The sequence below is a fragment of the Streptomyces sp. TAA040 genome (genome assembly GCF_000424845.1).
Genome location: NZ_AUKR01000017.1, coordinates 93,327 through 116,282 on the forward strand (window position 1 = coordinate 93,327; position 22,956 = coordinate 116,282).

The 22,956-nt window shown below is 69.3% G+C and carries 20 protein-coding genes, 1 tRNA gene and 2 pseudogenes; 16 read left to right on the forward strand and 7 right to left on the reverse strand.

The annotated features are described in order from the left end of the window. Positions 1-205: 205 nt before the first annotated feature. The 4 genes from H300_RS0116505 (at position 206) to H300_RS0116520 (ending at position 4,835) form a co-directional block, all read left to right on the forward strand. Complete coding sequence (locus H300_RS0116505) at positions 206-2,527, forward strand: (Fe-S)-binding protein (protein WP_028428313.1); 2,322 nt, start codon at positions 206-208, stop codon at positions 2,525-2,527. A 350-nt stretch (positions 2,528-2,877) separates the two neighbouring features. After that, complete coding sequence (locus H300_RS0116510; protein WP_028428314.1) at positions 2,878-3,240, forward strand: hypothetical protein; 363 nt, start codon at positions 2,878-2,880, stop codon at positions 3,238-3,240. Further along, a complete protein-coding gene (locus H300_RS0116515; RefSeq protein WP_106966856.1) occupies positions 3,228-3,656 on the forward strand; it encodes an ATP-binding protein in 429 nt (142 codons plus the stop codon). Before H300_RS0116510 ends, H300_RS0116515 begins: the two co-directional genes overlap by 13 nt. Positions 3,657-3,899: 243 nt before the next feature. Next, on the forward strand, positions 3,900-4,835 hold the full coding sequence (locus H300_RS0116520) for a Yip1 family protein (protein ID WP_028428316.1): 936 nt from the start codon (positions 3,900-3,902) through the stop codon (positions 4,833-4,835). A 190-nt stretch (positions 4,836-5,025) separates the two neighbouring features. On the opposite strand, the pseudogene H300_RS27320 reads toward H300_RS0116520, so the two are convergent. The 3 genes and pseudogenes from H300_RS27320 to H300_RS31900 form a co-directional block, all read right to left on the reverse strand. Continuing rightward, a pseudogene (locus H300_RS27320) lies at positions 5,026-5,529 on the reverse strand (phosphoribosyltransferase); the annotation flags it as partial. Positions 5,530-5,536: 7 nt separating this feature from the next. Continuing rightward, the gene (dcd, locus tag H300_RS0116530) at positions 5,537-6,112 is read right to left on the reverse strand and encodes a dCTP deaminase (RefSeq protein ID WP_028428317.1); all 576 of its coding nucleotides are present in this window, start codon (positions 6,110-6,112) and stop codon (positions 5,537-5,539) included. Between the two features lie 113 nt (positions 6,113-6,225). Next, positions 6,226-6,390: a hypothetical protein gene (locus H300_RS31900; RefSeq protein ID WP_199779201.1), complete on the reverse strand. Its 165-nt coding sequence runs from the start codon at positions 6,388-6,390 to the stop codon at positions 6,226-6,228. Between the two features lie 299 nt (positions 6,391-6,689). On the opposite strand from H300_RS31900, the gene H300_RS0116540 reads away from it, so the two are divergent. Further along, positions 6,690-6,763, forward strand: a tRNA-Gly gene (locus tag H300_RS0116540). A gap of 1,234 nt (positions 6,764-7,997) precedes the next feature. Here H300_RS0116540 and H300_RS0116545 read toward each other — a convergent pair. Together H300_RS0116545 and H300_RS30355 are read right to left on the reverse strand one after the other, a co-directional pair. Continuing rightward, a complete protein-coding gene (locus H300_RS0116545; RefSeq protein WP_028428318.1) occupies positions 7,998-8,321 on the reverse strand; it encodes a helix-turn-helix domain-containing protein in 324 nt (107 codons plus the stop codon). After that, positions 8,321-8,476, reverse strand: a pseudogene (locus H300_RS30355) (type II toxin-antitoxin system RelE/ParE family toxin); the annotation flags it as partial. The pseudogene H300_RS30355 and the gene H300_RS0116545, both read right to left, overlap by 1 nt. Before the next feature lie 301 nt (positions 8,477-8,777). Here H300_RS30355 and H300_RS0116550 point away from each other — a divergent pair. The 8 genes from H300_RS0116550 to H300_RS27325 all read left to right on the forward strand — a co-directional run bounded on the left by H300_RS0116550 (position 8,778) and on the right by H300_RS27325 (position 17,268). Next, positions 8,778-9,155, forward strand: coding sequence for a metalloregulator ArsR/SmtB family transcription factor (locus H300_RS0116550; RefSeq protein WP_078516066.1), 378 nt, complete (start codon positions 8,778-8,780; stop codon positions 9,153-9,155). Between the two features lie 251 nt (positions 9,156-9,406). Then, a complete protein-coding gene (locus tag H300_RS0116555) occupies positions 9,407-10,384 on the forward strand; it encodes a PstS family phosphate ABC transporter substrate-binding protein (protein WP_028428320.1) in 978 nt (325 codons plus the stop codon). Continuing rightward, entirely contained in the window at positions 10,381-11,328 is a 948-nt protein-coding gene (gene pstC, locus H300_RS0116560) for a phosphate ABC transporter permease subunit PstC (RefSeq protein WP_028428321.1), read from the forward strand. Before H300_RS0116555 ends, pstC begins: the two co-directional genes overlap by 4 nt. Further along, positions 11,325-12,236, forward strand: a complete 912-nt coding sequence (pstA, locus tag H300_RS0116565; RefSeq protein WP_028428322.1) for a phosphate ABC transporter permease PstA — start codon at positions 11,325-11,327, stop codon at positions 12,234-12,236. The genes pstC and pstA overlap by 4 nt, the downstream gene beginning before the upstream one ends. Before the next feature lie 71 nt (positions 12,237-12,307). After that, positions 12,308-13,216, forward strand: a complete 909-nt coding sequence (pstB, locus tag H300_RS0116570) for a phosphate ABC transporter ATP-binding protein PstB (RefSeq protein WP_078516068.1) — start codon at positions 12,308-12,310, stop codon at positions 13,214-13,216. Between the two features lie 84 nt (positions 13,217-13,300). After that, positions 13,301-14,041: a response regulator transcription factor gene (locus tag H300_RS0116575; protein ID WP_051270118.1), complete on the forward strand. Its 741-nt coding sequence runs from the start codon at positions 13,301-13,303 to the stop codon at positions 14,039-14,041. Positions 14,042-14,637: 596 nt separating this feature from the next. Then, entirely contained in the window at positions 14,638-15,996 is a 1,359-nt protein-coding gene (locus H300_RS0116585; protein ID WP_028428325.1) for an FAD-dependent oxidoreductase, read from the forward strand. A gap of 6 nt (positions 15,997-16,002) precedes the next feature. After that, positions 16,003-17,268, forward strand: a complete 1,266-nt coding sequence (locus H300_RS27325; RefSeq protein WP_051270110.1) for an MFS transporter — start codon at positions 16,003-16,005, stop codon at positions 17,266-17,268. Positions 17,269-17,337: 69 nt separating this feature from the next. Here H300_RS27325 and nhaC read toward each other — a convergent pair whose 3' ends face one another. After that, positions 17,338-18,825: a Na+/H+ antiporter NhaC gene (gene nhaC / locus H300_RS0116595; protein WP_028428326.1), complete on the reverse strand. Its 1,488-nt coding sequence runs from the start codon at positions 18,823-18,825 to the stop codon at positions 17,338-17,340. Between the two features lie 42 nt (positions 18,826-18,867). Continuing rightward, a complete protein-coding gene (locus H300_RS0116600; RefSeq protein WP_028428327.1) occupies positions 18,868-20,025 on the reverse strand; it encodes an aminotransferase class I/II-fold pyridoxal phosphate-dependent enzyme in 1,158 nt (385 codons plus the stop codon). Between the two features lie 198 nt (positions 20,026-20,223). On the opposite strand from H300_RS0116600, the gene H300_RS0116605 reads away from it, so the two are divergent. From H300_RS0116605 to H300_RS0116615, 3 genes are all read left to right on the forward strand, one after another. After that, positions 20,224-21,012: a FadR/GntR family transcriptional regulator gene (locus H300_RS0116605; RefSeq protein WP_028428328.1), complete on the forward strand. Its 789-nt coding sequence runs from the start codon at positions 20,224-20,226 to the stop codon at positions 21,010-21,012. Positions 21,013-21,263: 251 nt separating this feature from the next. Next, positions 21,264-21,599, forward strand: coding sequence for a hypothetical protein (locus tag H300_RS0116610; RefSeq protein ID WP_028428329.1), 336 nt, complete (start codon positions 21,264-21,266; stop codon positions 21,597-21,599). 285 nt (positions 21,600-21,884) lie between these two features. Further along, on the forward strand, positions 21,885-22,718 hold the full coding sequence (locus H300_RS0116615) for a PIG-L family deacetylase (protein ID WP_028428330.1): 834 nt from the start codon (positions 21,885-21,887) through the stop codon (positions 22,716-22,718). Positions 22,719-22,956 lie beyond the last annotated feature (238 nt).

Consider the following 22,956-nt stretch of genomic DNA (forward strand, 5'->3'; position numbering starts at 1 on the left):
CCCCGCGAGCGGACGGCGGGGCGGCGGAGCGCAGGCGGGGGCGGGTGTGGGACGGTCGGGGTAAGCCGAACCTGAGCGACACAGATCACCGCATGGCGCGCTACAGCCCCGGGCGGATACTGGGTAGTCTCATACGGACTGGATAAGTTACCGCTTAGTAAGCCTGTGTTCGCAGGCATCGCCCCGGCAGGTTCGAGGAGCCGTCATGCAACTCGCCGCGATCATCGTCACGCTGGCCCTGACTGCGGTCGGTGTTGCGCTCATCGCTCGCGCCGTCGCCCAGATCTACCACTTCGTCAAGCTCGGCCAACCCGTGCCCGCCGGCACGCGTACCGACGACTGGAAGCTGCGCACGGCCACGCTGGTCAAGGAGTTTCTCGGCCACACCCGGATGAACCGGTGGGCCGTGGTCGGGGTCGCCCACTGGTTCGTGGCGATCGGCTTCCTGACCCTGCCGCCGACCATCGTCAACGCGTACGGGCAGCTCTTCCAGGCCGACTGGACACTGCCGCTGCTGGGCGGCTTCCTGCCGTACGAGATGTACATCGAGTTCATCGGCCTGATGACCACGCTGGGCATCGGCACCCTGATGGTGATCCGGCTGCTCAACCTGCCGAGCCGGGCGGGCCGCAAGTCCCGCTTCACCGGCTCGAAGGCCTGGCAGGCGTACTTCGTGGAGTACGTCATCTTCGTCATCGGCCTCGCCATCCTCGTCCTGCGCGGCCTGGAGGGCGCCCTGCACGGCGTGGAGTCCTACGAGCCGGCGTATTTCGTCTCGTATCCGCTGGTCGCCCTCTTCGACGGGCTGAGCGTGGCGGCGCTGCAGAACCTCGTCTACTTCTGGGCGATGGTGAAGCTGGGCACCACGATGATCTGGATGATCACCGTCAGCCTCAACACCAACATGGGTGTCGCCTGGCACCGCTTCCTCGCCTTCCCGAACATCTGGTTCAAGCGCGACGCGCAGGGCGGCACCGCCCTCGGCGCGCTCCAGCCGATGACCTCCGGCGGCAGGGAGATCGACTTCGAGACGGTCTTCGACGACGAGGACGAGAACGCCGAGGAGACGAAGTTCGGCGCCTCCCAGGTGGAGCACTTCTCCTGGAAGGGCATCCTGGACTTCTCCACCTGCACCGAGTGCGGTCGCTGCCAGTCCCAGTGCCCCGCGTGGAACACCGGCAAGCCCCTCTCCCCGAAGCTGCTGATCATGTCGCTGCGCGACCACGCGCACGCCAAGGCCCCGTACCTGCTGGCCGGGGGCGGCAAGACCATGGAGGGCGAGGAGAAGGCGACCGCGGAGCAGCTCAAGGACGTGCCCGCGAGCGCCCTCGCCGAGGCCGAGCGCCCCCTGGTCGGCACGGCCGAGGAGAACGGCGTCATCGACCCCGACGTCCTGTGGTCGTGCACCACCTGCGGCGCCTGCGTGGAGCAGTGCCCGGTGGACATCGAGCACATCGACCACATCGTCGACATGCGCCGGTACCAGGTGATGATCGAGAGCGCGTTCCCCAGTGAGGCCGGCACGATGCTCAAGAACCTGGAGAAGAAGGGCAACCCCTGGGGCCTGGCCAAGAAGCAGCGGCTGGAGTGGACCAAGGAGATCGAGCAGGAGACCGGCTTCCAGGTCCCCGTCGTCGGCAAGACGGTCGAGGATCTCACCGAGGTCGACTACCTGTACTGGGTCGGCTGCGCCGGTGCTCTGGAGGACCGCGCGAAGAAGACCACCAAGGCCTTCGCCGAACTGCTGCACATCGCCGGGGTGAACTTCGCGATCATGGGCGGCGACGAGAAGTGCACCGGTGACTCGGCCCGCCGCCTGGGCAACGAGTTCCTCTTCCAGCAGTTGGGCGAGGAGAACGTCCAGAACCTCAACGCCGCCTTCGGCGAGGATGAGGGCGTGACGGTGCCGAAGTCCAAGAAGAAGATCGTCGCCACCTGCCCGCACTGCTTCAACACGATCGCCAACGAGTACCCCCAACTCGGCGGGCACTACGAGGTCATCCACCACACGCAGCTGCTCCAGCACCTGGTCGACGAGGGCAGGCTCGTCCCGGTCACGCCGGTAGAGGGCCTCATCACCTACCACGACCCCTGCTACCTGGGACGCCACAACCAGGTCTACACCCCGCCACGCGAGATCATCGGCAAGGTCCCCGGACTGCGCAACGAGGAGATGCACCGCCACAAGGAGCGCGGCTTCTGCTGCGGCGCCGGCGGTGCCCGGATGTGGATGGAGGAGCGGATCGGCAAGCGCGTCAACAACGAGCGCGTGGACGAGGCGCTCGCCCTCGACCCGGACATCGTCTCCACCGCCTGCCCGTTCTGTCTCGTGATGCTGACCGACTCGGTGAACGGGAAGAAGAACGACGGGGCGGCCAAGGAGTCCGTCCAGGTCGTGGACGTGGCGCAGTTGCTGCTCGACTCGGTGCGCACCCCGGCGGACCCGTCCGGTCCCGAGGACGGCCCGGAAAGCGGCGGTGACGCCGGCTCCCCCGCCGACGCCCCGCAACCCGAACCGGCGAAGTAGTCCGCCGAGGCACGGTGGCGAGCCCCTCGGCCCGCCACCGTGCCATCGCCCTCGCCGGCGGACGTCCGGGACGGTGACGGCGTCCGGGACGGTTGGGAGCGATGACCGACACGTCGAATAATTGACGCCAATGATGATCAGAGAGTGCTCTGTTTCGGTCATTCCTCGCGATATTCGAGATGACGATCGCTCACATCTGTGGTTCCGGTGTGCCGAGACCTAATCTCACCCCTATGCCTGTCGAACAGGCGGCCCGTCCGCTTCGCGACTCCGCGCCGACACCGCGGCCGCGCCCCGGCGGGCCGTGCGCACGCCGTGCCCGTCGCTCCCTCCAGGAGGTGCCGGCCGGCATGTGCTGCGCGTCCCCCCGCAGGGTCCTCGCGGGCCTCGGCATCCTGCGCACCGTATGCGCCGAGGGAAGCATCACGCTGATCGGCCAGGCCGACGTCAACACCAGGGTCGCCTTCACCGAAGCACTGCGCGACGGGCTTCTCCAGAGCCGGCGCTCGGATGCCTTCACCGTCGACCTGAGCCAGCTCGCCTTCCTCAGCATCGGTTGCGCCGCCGACCTGCTGCTCCTCGCCTCGGACAGCCCCCACCGCCACCTGCGGGTGCGCTGCGCCCCCGCCCAGGCGGCGACCCTGCGCAGGATCGGCGCGGAGGCCCTGCCCTGCCTCGAACTGGTCGTGGGGGAAGCGGGATGCGGATGCTAGCGGAGACCGGTTCCCGTTCCAGGCGCCCCGAGCACCAGTTGCTCAAGCGGCGGTTCACCGCCCGCACGCTGCCCCAACTGCGCTTCGGAGTCGAGGAGTGCGCCGCCTGGACCGGGCTGACCGAACCGCGGCGCGGCGAGTTCGTCCTCGCGGTGGACGAGATCGCGACCAACGCCATCGAGCACGCCGGCGGAGAGGGCAGACTGCTGCTGCGCCGTATCGACGGCGAGCTGGAGGCCCAGGTCACCGACACCGGTCCGGGCTTCTCCCCCGATGTCATCCCGGAACTGCTGCCGGGGCTCGACGGCGGCCCCGGCGGACGCGGCCTGTGGCTCGCGCAACTCACGACGGACCGGCTGACCATCGGCTCCGCCGATCCTGGCGCCATCGTCACCCTGGCGGTCCGGCTCCCCTGAGGACCGTCCTGTCCTCCACAGCCGCACACGCCCCACACGTCCCGTCCTCCTCCACCGCCCCATTACTCCCGCGCCTGGAGCAGCGGACCGCGGTGAACGGCGCCGCCCGGCTCGGACGCCGCGCTGACCAGCCACGTCCCTTACGGTCCGGCTCCTACGGGATGTACCGAACCGGCCACAATGCGACCCGATCGGGCCGCCCGGTGGCGCTCCCGGAGCCGGGAACGCGGTACGTTCGACAGCGTGGCTGGATTCAGGATGGGACGCGGCCGGGACCCGCGCAACACAAGGCAACCGCAGGCGCCGTACCCCCCTCAGGGCGCCCCGCAGCAACCCGATGGCCCGTACCCGCCGTACGGCCGCCCGGGGCCGCCTCAGGGCGCCGACGCTCGGTCGGCGCACGGCGGCGGCCCGACCCCGTGGCAACCGGGCGGGAACGGTGAACCCGAGTACTTCGCCGCACCCTCCGGGCCGGACCCCCACGCCAACAACCCCGGCCACACGCAGCAGTTCCGCATCGGCGAGGAGCCGGGCTTCCCGCCGGGCGGCGCCGGGCACACCCGCGGCGGCGGTCCGGACGGCGACTTCACCCACGGCTCCACCTACGCCGCGGGCGGCACCAACACCCCGGCCGCCGCGCCGAAGCTGCACTGGAAGCAGTTGCTGAGCGGCATCGTGCTGCGGCCGAACGCCACCTTCTGGCAGATGCGCGACCACAGCGTCTGGTTGCCCGCGATCCTCGTCACCTTCCTGTACGGCCTGCTCGCCGTCTTCGGACTGGAGGACGCCCGCGAGGACGTCCTGAAGGTGCCCCTCTCCGACGCCGTTCCGTACGTCCTGATCACCGGCGTGGCGGTGGTCCTCTCCAGCCTGGTGCTGGGCACGGTGACCCACACCCTGGCGCGCCAGTTCGGCGGCGACGGCGCCTGGGCACCGACCGTCGGCCTCGCCATGCTGGTCATGTCGATCACCGACGCGCCCCGGCTGCTGCTCGCGGTCTTCATGGGCGGCACCGCGGCACCGGTCCAGATCGTCGGCTGGCTGACCTGGATCGCCGCGGGCGCGCTGTTCACCTCGATGGTCAGCCGCTCGCACGACCTGCCCTGGGTCAAGGCACTCGGCGCCTCGGCGATCCAGTTGCTCGCCCTGCTGTTCCTGATCAAGCTCGGCGGACTCTGACGGGTCTCCGCCGCCCCCTGCCGGGCGGCGGAGACCCGCCACCGGCGTGCGCTCCCCGCCGGGCCCCGTGAGCGGCAGCCGCAGCGGCAGCGGCACGGACGGCGAACGCGCCTCGTCCTGCTCGGTCCCGCGGGCCCCCGCGGCCATCGCGCCGGTTCCCGCGGCAGCCTTCGCCCCGGCCGTCCCCTCCGCCGTCGCGCCGCACGACCGGCGGCTCGACACTCCACGGGAAGTCGACCCACCGGGCCGTGCGCTTCCAGACGTACTCGCACTTCACCAGTGACTGCGCCTTCTCGTAGACCACGGCGCTGCGCACCTCCGCGACATGGCCGCAGCAGAAGTCGTGGACCAGTTCGAGCGTCCGCCCGGTGTCGGCGACGTCGTCCGCGATCAGCACCCGCTTCGCCGAGAAGTCGGTGACGTTCGGCACCGGTGCGAGCATCACCGGCATCTCCAACGTGGTGCCGACACCGGTGCAGAACTCCACGTTGACCAGGTGGAGGTTCTTGCAGTCGAGCGCATGGGCCAGTCCTCCGGCCACGAACACACCGCCGCGGGCGATCGAGAGAACGACGTCCGGAACATAGCCGTCGTCCGCCACGGCCTGGGCCAGTTCGCGCACGGCTTCACCGAACCGCCCGTACGTGAGCCGCTCCCGCTCCTCACCCGCCGCCGACCCGGCCGCCGCGCTCACAGCGCGGTCAGACCTGCGTACGGTGGAAGTTCTGGAACGACCGCGAGGGCGTGGGCCCGCGCTGGCCCTGGTACCGGGAACCGTAGCGGGCAGAGCCGTAGGGGAACTCGGCCGGCGAGGTCAGCCGGAACATGCACAGCTGGCCGATCTTCATGCCCGGCCACAGCTTTATCGGCAGGGTGGCGACGTTGCTCAGCTCCAGCGTCACGTGCCCCGAGAAGCCGGGGTCGATGAAACCCGCGGTGGAGTGCGTCAGCAGCCCCAGACGTCCCAGCGAACTCTTGCCCTCCAGCCGGGAGGCGATGTCGTCCGGCAGCGAGACCACCTCGTACGTCGAGGCCAGCACGAATTCGCCGGGGTGCAGGATGAACGGCTCGTCGCCCTCCGGCTCGATGAGCCGCGTCAGGTCGGACTGCTCGACCGCCGGGTCGATGTGGGGGTAGCGGTGATTCTCGAAGACCCGGAAGAAGCGATCCATGCGCACGTCGATACTCGACGGCTGCACCATCGCCGGGTCGTACGGGTCGATCCGCACCCGACCGGTGTCGATCTCGGCCCGGAGGTCCTTGTCTGAGAGAAGCACGAGCCGAGAGTACGCGTAGCCGGTGCGCGCCCGGCGGACCGGGCCCCTCGCGAGTCCCGGCCGTGGCGGCTACCGCCCCGCGACGGTGCGACGGTCGCCGTCACGGCCGGGACTCAGCCCTGGCGGCCCCGCACCGGCACCGCCTGCCGCAGACGTGCGCAGCGCGGGCACCGCAGCAGCCGGCCCGGGCCGATCCGGTCCGTGCCCAACTGCTGCATCGGGAACGAGCCGGTGCTGAACACATGGCCTTCGGCGCAGCGGACGACAGTGGTCTCCATCGCGTAACTCTCCCCAGATCGTGGATGACAAAAGCCACGATAGGGGACGAAAGCAACCCCGTTATCCCGGCACTCCGGGACTCACCGTACGGCTCCAGCTCTCTTGCGGAACGCCACCCCGCACTCCCGCGCCACACTCCGGCGACGCAATCGCACCGATCTCACCGCGCTCCGCCGCGACTCTCGTAACCACCGTCGCAGACACCTCTGACAGGCCCCCGGTCAGTGCGCCGAGGGGCCGCCATGAGGTAGAGTATGCGGCGTCGGTCGCCCTGGATACAGCACAGGATCAGCCGCACGCGGGCGTAGTTTAATGGTAGAACATGAGCTTCCCAAGCTCAGAGCGCGAGTTCGATTCTCGTCGCCCGCTCCACCCCGAACCCCCAGGTCAGCGACCTGGGGGTTGTTTGCTACCCACACCGCGGAAGGCCCGCGTGCCACTCGCGTGCCACAAGAGCCACCCGAGCAGCTCCTGACGCCCTCGCATTGACCGCCCGTGACCGCTGGACGCCCCACCTGCCCACATAGCGAGACGCATTTCGAGTGACCCGCATCATGCATCTGCGGGGCGCGTAGCAGACGAAACCCCGACGAAGTGGACGGGTGTGAGACTTGCAACGTCCCAAACGGTACGGACCGCCCGCTCCGCCAGGCCACCAAAGAGCCCGTGTCAGATCGTGCCCTATCGCGCCCTCCGACGCGCCACGGGAGTACGGACCGCGAGGCGTCCGCACCGAACGGACCGCCACTCCCGCGGACATGATCCGGTCGCTGCTTCACACCCAGCCGACCCGCCCTCCGCTGACGCGACGGAGCGCCGGCCCGTCCCGCCTCAACACCGCCCGCGCGGCGCCTTGCACCACGCCGCCCTGAGCTCCTGCCCCAAGAAGGCCAGGAGCTCCACGCCCTGTGGCGAATGGTGCAGAGCACGCCAGACGGCCGGACCTCTTCCTGATCAATCCGACCGGCCCGCCCTGACCCACCTCGACAGGCAGGCCGGCCGCTCCTGAAGGACCCACGGCTACCACCTTCACCTGTGGCGAGTTCCTCGACCGTTTCACCGCAGACCCCTTGGTCGCTCTGACCTCAGGCCCACTACGGGCACGACATTCGCGAGGCGCACGACTCACCGGATGGCAGAACAATGCGGACCGCGCACGTGACACCAGAACCCAAGTTCCCATCCATAGCAGCCCCTCAGCTCCGACGTTCGGCGACCTCCACAAGACCGGCGCGGTATCCCCCGCAGCCTTGGACGCCACAGCGAAGGACGTGGAGCATACGTCCACAGCACTGGGAGGGCCGTCCTCGATCTGCCTGCTGGCCGTCCGCGGACCGAGGCGAAGCAGCACTCGGGAAGGGGGCCCTGCGCAGCGAGCAGGTATGCACGTCCGAGAGCCGCAACCACGCTTCGACCCCACCTCGACCACGAAGGGCGAACCTTGATTCGCCGTCAGCCCACTCGGGGAGGCGCACGCATCACAAGGCTGGAGCAAAACAGCCAAGCGACGACACTTCGGGAAGCAGCAGCAGATGGCCCTTCGCAACCACGAGTGCCTGCACAACCGGAGCGAAGTCTGCCCATTTCGCCCATTGAGCCGCAGACGTCAGGCCGCGTCGGGAACGAACGTGACGCGGGAGGCACCTGAGCCCAGGGCCACGTTGAGTGAGCCGTTGAGGGCCTTGGCCAGGCGACGCAGCAGCGGGAGCGTGGGCACCGTGTCACCTCCTTCGACGCGGGACACCTGCGGCTGGGTCATTCCCGCGAGCTCAGCCAGTTCTGTCTGGGACAGACCCAGCTCGACACGACGGTCGTGGACCGCCTGCCCGAGGTCTCCCGCAAGACGGGCGTCGAGATACTCCTGGTCGCACCAGGCAGCTTCACCCAGAAGCTGCCTGGTGCGACGCGTCTTCCACTGGCTGTGGTTCATCACGCCTCCCTGGTGCGGTCATAGAGGTGTTGCGCCGACTCGTGCTCGGCCTCGCAGACCTTCTGCGCCTGATGGGCTCGTTCGATCCCGGCTGCTTCACGCATACGCGTCTTGCGGAAGACCGTCAGCAGAACGATCCGCCGACGCGGGGCAAGCCCACCTCGGGCTCCCCCTCGATCACGCACTCCTCACCCATGCCTTCGACGGTATATGCATCGAACTACATAGGGCAGCACCGGGCAGTCTCGCCGCCCGTGCGGGCGCGGCGACGAGCGACCGCACCTCCACCCCTCCGCCCCTCCACATGACGTGATCCCCGGAGTCCTCGCATTGAGCGCCCGTGGCCGTTGGACACCGCCCCTACCCACACAGCGAGACGAGTGAACGCCAAGTGAACTCATCCTTACTCGGGTAAAATGTGACGTAGGTACGATTTGCACGACGTAATCTGGATAGATGAGTGTCACTGTCACGCCTTCCTCCGCCGTCGAGGATCCGCCGGAGAGCGAAACCGGCGAGTGTGTCGCCGGACTGGCTTGTTCGCTGATCGATCGCGAGCGGGCGGAGTTGATGGCAAGCAGACTGAAGGCGATCGCCGACCCCACTCGCCTTCAACTGCTCAGACTCATCCAGCTGGCGCCTGAGGGAGAGGCCTGCGTCTGCGACCTCACGGATTGCCTCGGCTTGCGTCAGCCGACAGTGAGCCACCACCTCAAGATCATGACGGGCGCCGGCCTGCTCCGGCGCGAACGGCGCGGGACCTGGTCGTACTTCTCCGTGGACCCCGAAGGCCTGCGCGCAGTGCGGGACCTCTTGGACCACCCCGTCGGCTGACTTCCCCACAAGGGCCCGCCTCCTCGATTCGAGGCGGCGGGCCCTTGCTTTCACCCTCCCGAACCCTTCCGTGGGCCCGCCCATGGAAAGGTGATCGTCTATATAGATACACGGCTATGGTTTGGTCTCATGACACGACCCGTACACCGCGTGTTCATATAGGCGGGCTTCGATCTAAGTGTTCGCGGGGTGCCCCACATCTCCCCTCCACGCCGGAAGCGCCTACCGGCCCGAGCCCAAGGATCGAATACGTGAGAGTGTTCCACGGCCGCAGCAAGACCCTCGGGGCAGCAGTCCTCACCCTCACCACGGCCCTCGCCCTGTCGGCGTGCGGCGGTGACGACGCAGGAAGCAGTGGTGACGGAGACGGTGAGGAGCTGTCAGGGAAGGTCCAGATCGACGGTTCCAGCACTGTCGCCCCACTCACCAGCGCCGCTGCCGAGATCTACGCCGCCGAGCAGCCCGGTGTGCAGGTCACCGTGGCCACCTCCGGCACCGGTGGGGGGTTCAAGAAGTTCTGCGTCGGCGAGACGGACATCTCGGATGCCTCCCGGGAAATCAAGGACGAGGAGATCGCTACCTGCGGGGAGAACGACGTCAAGTACGAGCGCTTCTCGATTGCCAACGACGCTCTGAGCGTGGTCGTTCACAAGGACAACGACTGGGTGGAGTGCCTCACGACGGAGCAGCTCAAGAAGATCTGGGAACCCGACTCGAAGGTGAACAACTGGGACCAGGTCGACCCCGAGTTCCCCGACGAGCCCCTCAAGCTCTTCGGTGCGGGCACCGACTCCGGCACGTTCGACTACTTCACCGATGCCATCAACGGTGAAGAGGGAGCCTCGCGGACCGACTACAGCGGCAGTGAGGACGACAACGTCACCGTCCAGGGCGTGTCCGGCTCCAAGGGCGGGATGGGTTACTTCGGCTTCTCCTACTACGAGGAGAACGCCGACAACCTCAAGCTCCTCGACATCGACGGGGGCGAAGGCTGTGTGACCCCCAGTGTGGAGTCGACCCAGGACGGGAGCTACGCGCCGCTCGGCCGTCAGCTCTACATCTATCCGTCGGATGCCGGGCTCAAGAAGCCGCAGGTCCTGGACTTCGTCGAGTTCTACGTCGACAACCACGCGGACATCGCCGAGCAGGCACAGTTCATCCCGCTCAACGCCGGGCAGGAGAAGGAGCTGGAGAACTCCCTCGAAACGCTGAAGAAGGCCTCCGAGTGACCAGCCCGACCGAGGCGCCCGCCGCAGGGACCGCGAGCCGGTCCCTGCGGCGGAGCCGCCCCCGGCACGGCGAAGCCGTGATCAAGACTCTGCTACTGGCTGCGGCGCTGGTCTCGGTGGCCACCACCATCGGCATCGTCGTCTCGCTCATCCCGCCGGCCGTCGACTTCTTCACGCTGGTCAGCCCGGTGGAGTTCTTCACGGACACGGCCTGGACGCCGCTCTTCGCCGACAAGAGCTTCGGAGTCCTCCCCCTGGTGGCGGCCACCCTGGTCATCACCGTGACGGCGCTGCTGGTCGCCATCCCCGTCGGAGTGGGCGCGGCCGTCTACCTCAGCGAGTACGCCGCCCCTCGGACCCGCAAGCTGCTCAAGCCCAGCCTCGAAGTCCTCGCCGGCATCCCCACCGTGGTCTACGGCTTCTTCGCCCTTGCGTTCGTCACGCCGCTGCTCCGGGACATCTTCCCCGAGGGCTGGGTGCTTGAGGTCCGCAACGGCTTGGCAGCGGGACTCGTCATGGGCGTGATGATCGTCCCGACGATCGCCTCGCTCACCGAGGACGCCATGTCCGCGGTCCCGCACTCGCTACGAGACGGCGCCTACGCGCTCGGCTCGGGAAAGCGGCTGGTCTCCGTGCGGGTCGTGGTCCCTGCAGCTCTCTCCGGAATCGTCGCCGCCTGTGTGCTGGGCATCTCCCGAGCCGTCGGCGAGACGATGATCGTGCTGATCGCCGCCGGCTCCCAGCCCCAGTTCACCCTCAACCCCCTGGTCGAGATGGAGACCATGACCGCGTTCATCGCCCGAGCCGCCTCCGGAGACGTACCGGTCGGCTCGATCTCGTACAACACGATCTTCGCGGTCGGTGCACTCCTGTTCCTGGCGACATTCGCGATGAACATGGTCAGCATCCGACTGGTTCGCAAATACCGGGAGGTGTACGAATGAGCACCCCCACTCTCGTCGAGGAACCCGCAGCCGCGCCCACTGGGCGGCCCAGCCTTGTCGGGCCGGGCTTCCGCCCCGGGGAGAGCATCTTCCGCTGGCTCCTGCTGGGCTGCCTCTCCGTCGGCGTCATCTTCCTGCTCTCCCTGCTCACCTACGTGGCCATCGAGGCAGCGCCCCGGCTGGACTCCCGGCTGTGGTCCAACTTCCCCTCCGTCACCAAGCCGGAGACGGCCGGTGCGCAGTCGGCCATCATGGGCACGATCTGGGTGATCAGCTTCACCGCTCTGTTCTGCCTGCCCACCGGCGTCATGGCCGCCATCTACCTGGAGGAGTACGCCGACTCCGAGCGCTGGTACAACCGTGTGATCGAGCTGAACATCCAGAATCTCGCCGCGGTGCCGTCGATCATCTACGGCATCCTGGGGCTCGGCCTCCTCGCCCGCCAGTTCGGACTCGGCACGACGGTGCTCACCGCTGCTATGACGCTTTCGCTGCTGGTACTGCCCGTAGTGATCATCGCCTCCAGAGAAGCCATCAGAGCTGTTCCGCAGTCCATCCGTCATGCCTCGCTGGCGCTGGGCGCCACCCGCTGGCAGACGGTCAGCCGCCAGGTGCTGCCGGCCGCGGTCCCCGGCATGGCCACCGGCTCCATCCTCGCCCTGTCGCGCGCCATCGGCGAGGCGGCGCCCGTGATCATGCTCGGCGCAGTGACCTTCGTGATGTTCAACCCCGAAGGGTTGCAGAGCTCCTACACGGTGCTGCCGGTGCAGATCTACAACTGGATCAGCCAGTCCCGGGAGGAGTTCCACCACCTGGCTTCCGCCGCCATCATCCTGCTGCTCGGTCTGCTCCTGTTGATGAACGGCGCCGCCATCTGGCTCCGCAACCGCTACAGCAAGCGCTGGTGACTGCCATGCCCACTCCGTCCGTACCCGCCTCGTCCGCGCAGGGTCCTGCCGCAACCCACCGGGGAGCACCGATGTCCGACACCGCCCCTTCCACGTCGCCTGCATGCCCGCTTCCGGCGACGGCGACGGACCGCCGGGAAGCCGGCGGCCTGGCCGTCACCGTCGGGGGACGCCGCCACACCCGCAGCGAGCCCTCCCTCGCCGATCCCGTGTTCGAGGTCTCCGGTCTCGACATCTGGTACGGGAGCCACCAGGCCGTCCGGGACGTCTCGATGACCGTGGGCCACCGCCAGATCACCGCCATGATCGGTCCTTCGGGGTGCGGCAAGTCCACCGTGCTGCGTTGCTTCAACCGGATGAACGACCTCATCCCGGGCGCCCGGGTGGCCGGGAACGTCTCCTACCACGGTGAGGACCTCTACGGCGCCGAAGTCGACCCGATCGAGGTGCGCCGCCGCATCGGCATGGTCTTCCAGAAACCCAACCCGTTCCCCAAGGCCATCTACGACAACATCGCCTACGGCCCCCGCGTCAACGGCGTGAAGGAGAACCTGGACGACATCGTCGAAGAGGCCCTCACCGGCGCGGCGCTGTGGGACGAGGTCAAGGACAAGCTCAAGGACAGCGCCCTGGCACTCTCCGGCGGGCAGCAGCAGCGCCTGTGCATCGCGCGGGCCATCGCGGTGAAGCCCGAGGTCATCCTCATGGACGAGCCCTGCTCCGCACTCGACCCGATCGCCACCGCGCGGATCGAGGACTTGATGGACATCCTGTCGCGCTCCTACACCATCGTCATCGTCACGCACAACATGCAGCAGGCCGCGCGCGTCTCGGACTACACCGCGTTCTTCACCGCGGGAACCGACGCCGACGACGGCCAGCGCTTCGGAAGCCTGGTCGAATACGACACCACCCAGCGGATCTTCGAGAACCCGGCCGACCCGCGCACCGAGGACTACATCACCGGCCGGTTCGGCTGACGCGCGCCCGCAGGGGGCGACGCCCCACGGCTTCTCTCGGAAGACGCCCCACGGCTTATCTCGGAAAGGGGAAGGATGACCACGGTGACGCCCGAAGCCGAGCCGCAACCCGGCAACCGCAGCAGCCACCGGACAACGGTCGGGGCAGGCGCCTCAGTGCTGTTGGCAGAGGCGGATCAGACGCTCGCCGCAGAGGTCGCCGCCGGCCTGACCGCTGCCGGGATATCCGTGACGGTCTGCCGGGACGGGGCCGAGGCCCTGCTGCAAGCGGGCATCGGACGGCCGGCCATGGTGCTGCTCGGGGCGCCTCTGCCCGTGGTGGACGCGGCCACCGTGACCGGGCTTCTTCTCCGGCTCAGCTCCTCACCCGTCGTCATCGGCGTGGGGACAGAACATGCCGCAGAGGCGGTCGGGGCGCTGTCCGCGGGGGCCACCGCACTCGTCGCCCGCCCCTACCGGCTCGCGGAACTCCTCCCCCTGCTGCGCCGCACGTCCGATTCCGGTGACCCGGCCGAGCGTCTGCGCGTCGGTGACATCGAGCTTGATCCCGCCGGGTTGCACGTACGTGTCAGGGGGCGGCTGGTCAAGCTGCCGCTGCGTGAATTCGCGTTGCTGCGCTATCTCATGCAGCATCCCAACCAGGTCGTCTCGCGCACCCAGGTACTGCGTGAACTCTGGGGTTCGGAAGTCACCGACACCAACACCCTCACCGTCCACGTCAAGCGGCTCAGAGCGAAACTCGCCACTGTCGACTCCTGCTGCTGCACCATCGACACCATCCGCGGCATGGGCTACCGACTCGAATGCCCGGACGACACGGAGTGAACGCCGGCTCTCGCGCTCACCGCGCCTGAACCGCCTTCGGCGGGAAGGCAGGAGTCGGCCCGCACCCGCGTCGTACACCGCGAGGGCGGACTGCTGCGGGTGGAGACCGGCACCGGCACGTGGGGCGTCCCCCGTGCTTCCTCGCCGACGGCATCGACGGACGCGCCCTCGTCGGCGTGGGCCGACCCGCCCGCGAGGCCACCCGCGACATGACCGAGCGGCTCAGCTGACGACGGCGCTGCGGCGCTCGGCCGGCGCCACGTCCTGCCGGGCCCCGCGATGGCACCCGGTGCGCTCGCGACGGCCGATGGAGCGGAAGCCCACGCACTGGCGCGGGGCCGGGCTGCCGATGTTTCCGGGGAGGCTCCCCACCTGGTGTGAAGCGACCCGGGAGAACAGCCGCAGCCGGACGGGAGCGCCGTGAACGTCGCGGGAGTCCGCGTGGCTTCATCCGCCGTGAGGGGGCGCTCCGTCAGAGGCGGGCAACGGGCACCCCCGATCCCTGATTAGATTTCTATCTATGTTGACGCCTGTCGATACAAGTGTCATTCTGGGCGTCGCGAGATCAATGCCCGTCGAAGTAGAGGAGAAGCGACGTGACCACGTCCGCTGACGCCCCCTTGCCGACCGCGGTGATCGGTGCCGGTCCCACCGGGCTGGCCGCCGCCGCTCACCTCCTGGAGCGCGGCCTCGAACCCCTCGTCCTGGAAGCGGGCCCCACTGCGGGCACCGCCGTGCGCGATTGGGGCCACGTGCGGCTCTTCTCGACCTGGGACGAGGTCATCGACCCCGTGGCCGAGGAGCTCCTGACGCCCACGGGATGGAGCCGCCCTGACGGGGCCGGCTACCCCTCCGGCGCGGACTGGGCGGAGCAGTACCTCCAGCCGCTGGCCGAAGTCCTGGGTGAGCGGGTGCGGTTCGGTGCCCGCGTCACCGGCGTCTCCCGTGCAGGCCGGGACCGCGTGGTCGACGCCGACCGCGAGGGGCAACCCTTCGTCCTGCACCTCACCACGGCCGACGGGACGGAGGAGCGTGTCAGCGCACGCGCCGTCCTCGACGCCTCAGGCACCTGGGACACCCCCAATCCGCTGGGCGGCGACGGCCTTCCCGCACTCGGTGAAGGCCGGGCGGCCGGGCAGATCTCCTACCGGGTGCCCGACCTGAACGACCCAGCCGTACGCGACCGTTACGCGGGAAAGCGCACAGCCGTCGTCGGCTCGGGCGCCTCCGCGTTCACCGTCCTCGCCGGCCTGGCCCGCCTCGCCGAGCAAGCCCCCGGTACACACGCCAGCTGGGTGCTGCGCCGCGGCATCGGGGGGAACACCTTCGGTGGCGGCGACGCCGACCAGATTCCCGCACGAGGCGCCCTCGGCCTGCGCGCCAGGGCAGCCGTCGACGACGGATACGCCACTGCCGTCACCGGCTTCCGCACGGCCGAAGTCGCCTCGGACGGAGGCCGCTTGGTACTGACCGCGGACGACGGACGGCGACTCGGCCCCGTCGACGAAGTCATCGTCCTCACCGGCTTCCGCCCCGACCTCTCCCCCATCTCCGAGCTGCGCATCGCTCTCGACGAACGGCTCCAGGCGCCGGTCGAGGTCGCCCCGCTCATCGACCCCAACGTCCACTCCTGCGGCACCGTCTACCCCCACGGTGCCAAGGAGCTCTCCCACCCCGAACAGGACGTCTACCTGGTCGGCATGAAGAGCTACGGTCGCGCCCCCACCTTCCTCGCCATGACCGGCTACGAGCAGGTCCGCTCCGTCGCCGCCGCCCTCGCAGGCGACCACGAAGCCGCCGCACGAGTCGAGTTGATCCTGGCCGAGACCGGAGTCTGCGGCGGCGCCGGGCTCTTCGACGAGCCCGATACGGCGCAGGAGGACGAAGGCGGCCGCTGCGGCGCCCCGACCGACCCTCAGACCACGCCCGCAGTGTCCGCGAGTGGCGGCTGCTGAACTCCGATGAACGCCGCCGGAACCACCGCGGTCGCGGCGGGGGCAGGTGACCGGTCGCGACCGCGTGGCGTGCTGCCCGCCCTGTGCGTCACGCAGATCACCAGCTGGGGTGTCCTCTACTACGCCTTCCCCGTCCTTCTCACCCATATCACCGATGACACCGGCTGGTCCCCCACCGCAGCAACCGGCGCCTTCTCCGTCGCCCTCCTCGTCTCCGCACTCGCCGGTATCCCGATCGGACGGAAACTGGACCGTCGGGGTCCACGAGCGGTGATGACGGCCGGCTCCGTTCTTGCCGCGGTCTCTCTCGGCGTCATCGCCACTGCCCCCGGCTTCGCCGTCTTCGTCGCAGGCTGGATGGGCGCCGGCGTCGCGATGGCGGCGACCTTCTACCCGCCGGCCTTCGCCGCCCTGACCCGCTGGTGGGGCACCGACCGGCTCCGCGCCCTCACGCTCGTCACCCTCGCCGGCGGGCTGGCCAGCACGCTCTTCGCGCCCCTGACCTCGGCGCTCGTGGAAGAGCTCAGCTGGCGTGCCACCTACGGCGTCCTGGCCCTCCTCCTCGCCTTGATCACCGTCCCCACCCACGCACTGGCTCTTCGCGCGTCTTGGCCTCCGCCGCCACCCGCGTCCAGCGCGACCGGGCCGGCTCCTGCCGCCGACAGGCCCATCGCCGGAACACGCTCTTTCGTCATGCTCGCCCTGGCGCTCACGTTCTCAGCTGTCACGGTCTACGCCGTGGTCATCGGCCTCGTTCCCCTGATGACCGAACGCGGCGCCACGCCAACCGAAGCAGCCTGGGCACTCGGGCTCGGCGGACTCGGCCAAACCCTCGGCCGCATCTTCTACGCCCCCGTCGCCCGCCGAACAGGCGTCACGGCCCGCACCACCCTCCTCATCACGGCGGGCAGCCTCACCACCGCAGCTCTCGCGCTCGTTCCGGGTCCGGTCCCCCTGTTGACCGCCCTCTCGATACTCGCGGGCGCCGTGCGCGGCAACCTCACCCTGCTCCAGGCCACCGCCGTCCCCGACCGCTGGGGAACCCGCCACTACGGCCACCTCACCGGCATCCTCAGCGCCCCCGTCACTCTCGCCACCGGCCTCGCACCCTTCATCGGAACCGCGCTCGCAGGGCCCCTCGGGGGGTACCCGGCAGTCTTCCTCGCCCTCGCAGCCGTCTCACTGGTCAGCGCGACACTCGCACTGGGCGCAGCCCCACCGACAGAGCCCCGGAACCATGACGCCCGAAGGCGTACCGCTAGAGGGACGTGAGCGCCATCCCCAGGCCGGCTGGTTCCGGGGCCGCCCGGGGCACAGGGCCGGGAGCGGGCGACGCGCGCGTCAGTTCTCGACCGGCACCTCGCGGGGTTCCGCTCCCTGCTCCGGCTCCAGCCGGCGGATGCCGAAGTCGCGGGTGACGGGCGACAGGTAGGCCAGCAGCGCGGAGAAGACGATGCCGCTCCAGCAGAAGACGGCCCATGGCAGGAAGTCGAAGTTCGCCACGCCCAGCGTCCCCGCGATGAAGGCGCCGGAGACGGTCCAGGGCATGAGGACCTCGGTGAGGGTGACCGAGTCCTCCATGCTCCGCGAGAGGTTGGTCGGGTGCAGGTTCCGCTTCCGGAATGCTTCGCCGTAGAGGTCGTTGATGAGGAAGTAGGTGACCAGCGCGTTCGAGGTGCCGTTGATGACGGTGAAGCCGGAGAGCAGCGTGGCCGTCACGAGGCTGCCAGTCGAGCGCAACGTGTCGATCAGCTTGCTGAGCAGGACGCGGAGCACGCCGGAGTTCTCCAGCGCCGCGGCGAAGAAGAACGCGCAGAAGACGAAGAACGCCGAGCTGTACATCGATTGCAGGCCACCGCGGTTGACCAACTCGGTGAGGGGGTCCGAGACGTCGGAGGTCAGCATGTCGGTGGTGAAACCGGAGACGGCGGCGTTCAGCGTGTCGCCGATGCTGAAGCCCTGGACGAGGACGGCGAGGACGGCGGCGGTCATCGAGGACAGGAAGAGCACGATCAGCGGGGGCTTGCGCATGATCGAGCCCACGAGGACCACGGCAGGCGGCAGGAGCAGTACCGGGTTGAGGGTGAAGAGTCCCTGCAACTCGTCGACGGTGCCGTCGATGACGTCGAGGTCGACCGACCCCGCGTCGATCGAGATCCCGGCGATCAGGAAGACCACCGTCGCGAGGAGCGACGACGGCACCGACGTGTAGAGCATGTGCCGGATGTGCTCGTAGATGTTGGCGCCGGCCGCCAGCGCGCTCACGTTCGTGGTGTCGGAGAGCGGTGAGAGCTTGTCGCCGAAGTAGGCACCCGACACCACGGCACCGGCGGTGATCGCCAGTGAGACGTCCATCGTGGAGGCGACGCCCATCAGGGCGACGCCGACCGTGCCCGCCGCGCCCCAGGACGTTCCCGTGAACGTGGCCACGAGGGCGGTGACCACGAAGGACAGGACGTACAGGTACGACGGGTCGATGATTTCGAGGCCGTAGTCGACCATGAGCGGGACAGTGCCCGCGATCATCCAGGTGCCGATCAGTATCCCGATGCTCAGCAGGATGAGGATGCCCGTCAGGGCTCGCTTGATCTTCTCGCCCATGTCCGTGAGGACCTGATCCAGGCCGACGCCGTGGCAGGCGGAGAAGATCGTGAACGTGATGGCCGCGAAGACGAGCATCAGTTCCGCGGGGAACTCCATGATCCCGATGCCGCCGACGAGGATCACCACGGTGAGGGCCACCGGAATGAGCGCCACGGCCGGGCGGGGTCGGGGGAGCGGACGGTTCTCAGCCTCGTCGGCCGACGCCGTGTCCTGTGGGAACTTCATTGTTTCCTCTCGGGCAGGGTGGGTGAGGGCGTAGCGACGCCGTCAGCGGGCGATCCGGGTGAAGGCCCGGTCGAGGTCATCGGTCTGGCTCTGCGCGCCCTCGAGGCCCACGGAGAGCCGGATCAGGCCAGGCCACGGGGCGGAGGCCGGGTCGTCGGTGGAGCGCGACGGTGACGTCACGAGGCTCTCGTAGCCGCCCCAGCTCGGGCCGATCCGAAAGAGGCTCAGGGCGTCGATGAACCGGGAGACGCGCGCGAAGGTGCCCTCCCGAAGTTCGAAGCTGAGGAGTCCGGAGAAGCCGCTGAACTGGGACGTGATCACGTCCTCGTCCGGGCTGTGGTCCGCGTACGGGTGGTGGACGGTGACGACCTCGGGGCGCGCGCGCAGATGGTCGATGACGCTCAGCGCGTTGCGTTGGTGCTGCTCCATCCGCACCGGGAGGGTCCGCAGTCCGCGGAGGACGAGGGACGCCTCCATCGCGGACATGACGGCCCCGAACAACTGGTGGCCCTGGTGGAAGAGTGCGCGGACCAGGTCCCGGGAGCCGATCACCGCACCGCCGATGACGTCGCTGTGTCCGCCGATGTACTTGGTCAGGGAGTGGACGACGAGGTCCACGCCGGCCGCGAGCGGCTTCTGGTAGAGCGGTGTGGACCAGGTGTTGTCCATGACGGTGCGGATGCCGCGGCGTCGCGCGACCGTGGTCAGCGCCCGGACGTCCACGACTTTCATGAGCATGGTTCCCGGGCTCTCGACGTAGATGAGCGCCGTGTTCTCCCGGACGTGCTCCTCGACGTCGGCGGCCGGGTCGGTGAGGACCGTGTGCTCGACCCCGAAGCGCTCGAGGTGTCGGGCGAGTTCGGTCGTCGGGCCGTAGACGGTGTTGACGAAGAGCACGTGGTCACCGCTGCGGAGCAGTCCGGCGAGGACGGCGCTGATCGCGCCCATGCCGGAGGCGAAGCACTTAGCGGCCTCGCCGCCCTCGAGCAGAGCAAGACGCTCCTCCAGGAAGGCGACCGTCGGGTTGGTTCCGCGGCTGTAGACGAAGTTCTCGTGCTCGGCGGCCTGCTGCCGTACGAACTCCTCGAAGGTCGGCTTGGTGAAGAGGCTCGTCTGATAGATCGGGGGCGCCACGGCACCGGCTTCGGCCCCCGGTCCGTTCCACGCGCCCATGCAGATCTGCTGGTCGGTGCTGTTCACTGCGCCCTCCGTCGCCACGTGCGTGCGGACGGCGACAGGTCTTCCACACGCCGCCGAACGGGGAAAGCTTGTAATATAAGCTGCTACGTAGTCAACACCTGCGGGCGAACGTCTACGCTCGGCATCGGTCCGTACGCACCGCGCAAGCCACTGAGTAAGCTCACAGGTGAAGGCCGATTCGACTAAGGGGCGAGGACGTTGGGAGACACGGCGGAGGGAGCATCCGCGCTGCCGACGGCGCGGGGCGACGGGATGCGCGCCCAGCCGCGTTCGCTGACCGCCCAGGTCGCGGAGTTCATCGAGGAACTGTGCGTGGGCCCGGACGTCACACCGGGTGACCAACTACCTCCGGAAGGTGAGCTCGCGGCACGGTTCGGGGTGAGCCGGGTGGTCCTCAGGGAAGCGATGAAGACGCTGGAGGCGCGCGGCCTTGTGCAGCGCCGCCAGGGCAAGCCGGCCGTCGTCGCCTCGCCGAACGCGCTGCCGGTGGAGGAGTTCGTCGCGCTCGCGTTCCTGCGCGACAAACGCGCCCTGATCGAGTTCACCGAGATCCGCAAAGCGCTGGAGGTGCACGGCGCCCGACTCGCCGCGCAGCGCCTCGCGGGCCCGGAGAAGCCGCAGGCCCTGCCGCACATCGCCCGTGCCCGTGAGGCGATCGCCGAGCAGCGCGCCGACCCGCTCGACATGCCCACCCGCATACGCACGGACTTCGCCTTCCACCAGGCGCTGGTGGCGGCCTCGGGCAACGTCAGCCTGACCCAGATCCTGGACGCCCTGGAGCGCTCACTCGCCAAGAGCCGGGAGGAGAGCCACCGGCGCTACCTCGCCACCGGGGCCGACCCCGCGGGCTCGGCCACCGAGCACGAGGAACTGCTCGACGCCGTGCTGACCGGTGATCCGGCGCAGGCGGTCGCGGCGATGGAGCACCACCTGCACGTCACCTTGCAGGAGATCGAAAGCCGCCCCGAGGGGGAAGAGGCCGAGTAGTCCGTCGCGGTGCTCCGGCTCGCGACTGCCGCTGCGGGCCGTGACAGACGACAGCTCGGGCAACGCCTCCGGCCAGACGGCGGGAGGTGGCGTCGGTGGTGTGCGTGCTCGCGCTGCTCACGGGCAGCGCGCTGTGGAACCACCGGCGCAGCCTCCGGCGGCGGCAGCCCCCCGGCCGCCGGCCCCCTCTACGGTGGGCATGCGCGGAGAGCGGGAGATCACGGGCCGCAACCGAACCGTCGAGAGGCCCCATGGTGAGCGCGACGCTGGCCTTCACTCCGTCCGTACTGCTCGCCGCCGCGTTCGCGTACAGCGTGCGCAAGGACCGCAGGATGTTCCGCAACGCCGTACTGCTGGGCCTGCTGGCGATCAGCACGGGCGTGGCACTGGTGGTCGCCGAACCGGCGCACGCGGACGTGCTGCTGGTGCTGTGCTTCCTCGGGGCGGTCCTCGGCGGTGTGCTGCTCGCGGTCTTCTGCGTGGTGAACGGTGTGACCATGGTCCGCAAGGAGGGACGGCATCCGGCCAACCTCCTGTCGCTGGCGCATCGCGGCCGTCCTGTGGGAGCACCGCGCCCTCAACCTTGACATCGCCGTCCTGCTCGCCGCGGTCGCCCTGGTCCTCACCGGCTCCCGGTAGCGCGACGCGGCCGGGGGCCGCCACGGCAGCGGGGTCGCGTCCGTCGCGTGCCCGTCCCGGAAGGCCGGGCGGCCGCACGGGAACAGCCGGTCCCAACAGCGCGTTCGCATCCGAGGGATCGGCGCCGCACGAGCGGGAGCACGGAGGCCGCACAGCCGTCCGCCCCGTCGTCAACGCGGTGCGCCCGCCCCGCACCCGGATCAGGAAGTAGCTCCGCAGGAGGACTGTTTTTCATGACGGACCGGCCTTTGACACTCATGGCAGTGCATGCCCACCCCGACGACGAGGCCACCGGCACCGGAGGTGTCCTCGCGCGCTACGCGGCGGAAGGCGTCCGCACGGTCCTCGTGACGTGTACCGACGGCGGTTGCGGTGACGGACCGGGGGGCGTCAAGCCGGGCGGTCCCGGGCACGATCCGGCGGCCGTCGCCTCGATGCGCCGGCACGAGCTCGCGGCGAGTTGCGAGGCCCTGGGGGTGAGCGACCTGGAGATGCTCGACTACGCCGACTCCGGGATGATCGGCTGGCCGAGCAACGACGCCCCCGGCTCCTTCTGGCGGACCCCCGTGGAGGAAGGTGCCGCCCGACTCGCGGAACTCCTGCGGCACTACCGGCCCGATGTCGTCGTCACCTATGACGAGAACGGCTTCTACGGCCACCCGGACCACATCCAGGCCCACCGCATCACGATGGCCGCGCTGGAGATGACGGCGCTGACTCCGAAGGTGTACTGGACGACGATGCCCCGTTCGTTGATGCAGCGGTTCGGGGAGACCATGCGCGAGTTCCAGGAGGACATGCCGGAGCCGGACCCGGCCGAAGCCGCCGCGCTGGCCGAGATCGGCCTCCCGGACGAGGAGATCACCACGTGGGTGGACACCGCCGCGTTCAGCGGTCAGAAGTTCGACGCCCTGGCGGCGCACGCCAGTCAGGGTGAGAACATCTTCTTCCTGCGCATGGGCAAGGAGAGGTTCGGCGAGTTGATGGGCCTGGAGACCTTCGTACGCGTCAAAGATGCCACCGGCGCGACCGTTCCCGAGGACGATCTCTTCGCCGGGCTGCGCTGATCCGGCTGCCCGGGGGCCGCATCGGCCCGCCGGGCTGCGGCGGGGGCGGCCTCCGGACCGGGCGGGGCGAGGGCTTCGGCCCGGGCGCTCCCCCGCCCTTCACGAGGGGACGTCGCCAGGGACGTCGAGCGGGCCGCGCCCGCCCGCGGGGCCGCGCCCGCCCGCGGGGCCGCGCCCGCCCGCGGGGCCGCGCCCGCCCGCGGGGCCGGGCCCGGGGCGGGACGAGATCCGGGGGCTC

Bases quoted from the DNA above. Each gene is read 5' to 3' on its own strand.
- H300_RS0116515 (WP_106966856.1), top strand. From the start codon at position 3,228: ATGCGGATGCTAGCGGAGACCGGTTCCCGTTCCAGGCGCCCCGAGCAC.
- H300_RS0116510 (WP_028428314.1), top strand. From the start codon at position 2,878: ATGTGCTGCGCGTCCCCCCGCAGGGTCCTCGCGGGCCTCGGCATCCTG.
- pstB (WP_078516068.1), top strand. From the start codon at position 12,308: ATGTCCGACACCGCCCCTTCCACGTCGCCTGCATGCCCGCTTCCGGCG.
- H300_RS31900 (WP_199779201.1), bottom strand. From the start codon at position 6,390: ATGGAGACCACTGTCGTCCGCTGCGCCGAAGGCCATGTGTTCAGCACC.
- nhaC (WP_028428326.1), bottom strand. From the start codon at position 18,825: ATGAAGTTCCCACAGGACACGGCGTCGGCCGACGAGGCTGAGAACCGT.
- H300_RS0116610 (WP_028428329.1), top strand. From the start codon at position 21,264: ATGGTGAGCGCGACGCTGGCCTTCACTCCGTCCGTACTGCTCGCCGCC.
- pstA (WP_028428322.1), top strand. From the start codon at position 11,325: ATGAGCACCCCCACTCTCGTCGAGGAACCCGCAGCCGCGCCCACTGGG.
- H300_RS0116615 (WP_028428330.1), top strand. From the start codon at position 21,885: ATGACGGACCGGCCTTTGACACTCATGGCAGTGCATGCCCACCCCGAC.
- H300_RS0116545 (WP_028428318.1), bottom strand. From the start codon at position 8,321: ATGAACCACAGCCAGTGGAAGACGCGTCGCACCAGGCAGCTTCTGGGT.
- H300_RS0116550 (WP_078516066.1), top strand. From the start codon at position 8,778: ATGAGTGTCACTGTCACGCCTTCCTCCGCCGTCGAGGATCCGCCGGAG.
- H300_RS27325 (WP_051270110.1), top strand. From the start codon at position 16,003: ATGAACGCCGCCGGAACCACCGCGGTCGCGGCGGGGGCAGGTGACCGG.
- H300_RS0116505 (WP_028428313.1), top strand. From the start codon at position 206: ATGCAACTCGCCGCGATCATCGTCACGCTGGCCCTGACTGCGGTCGGT.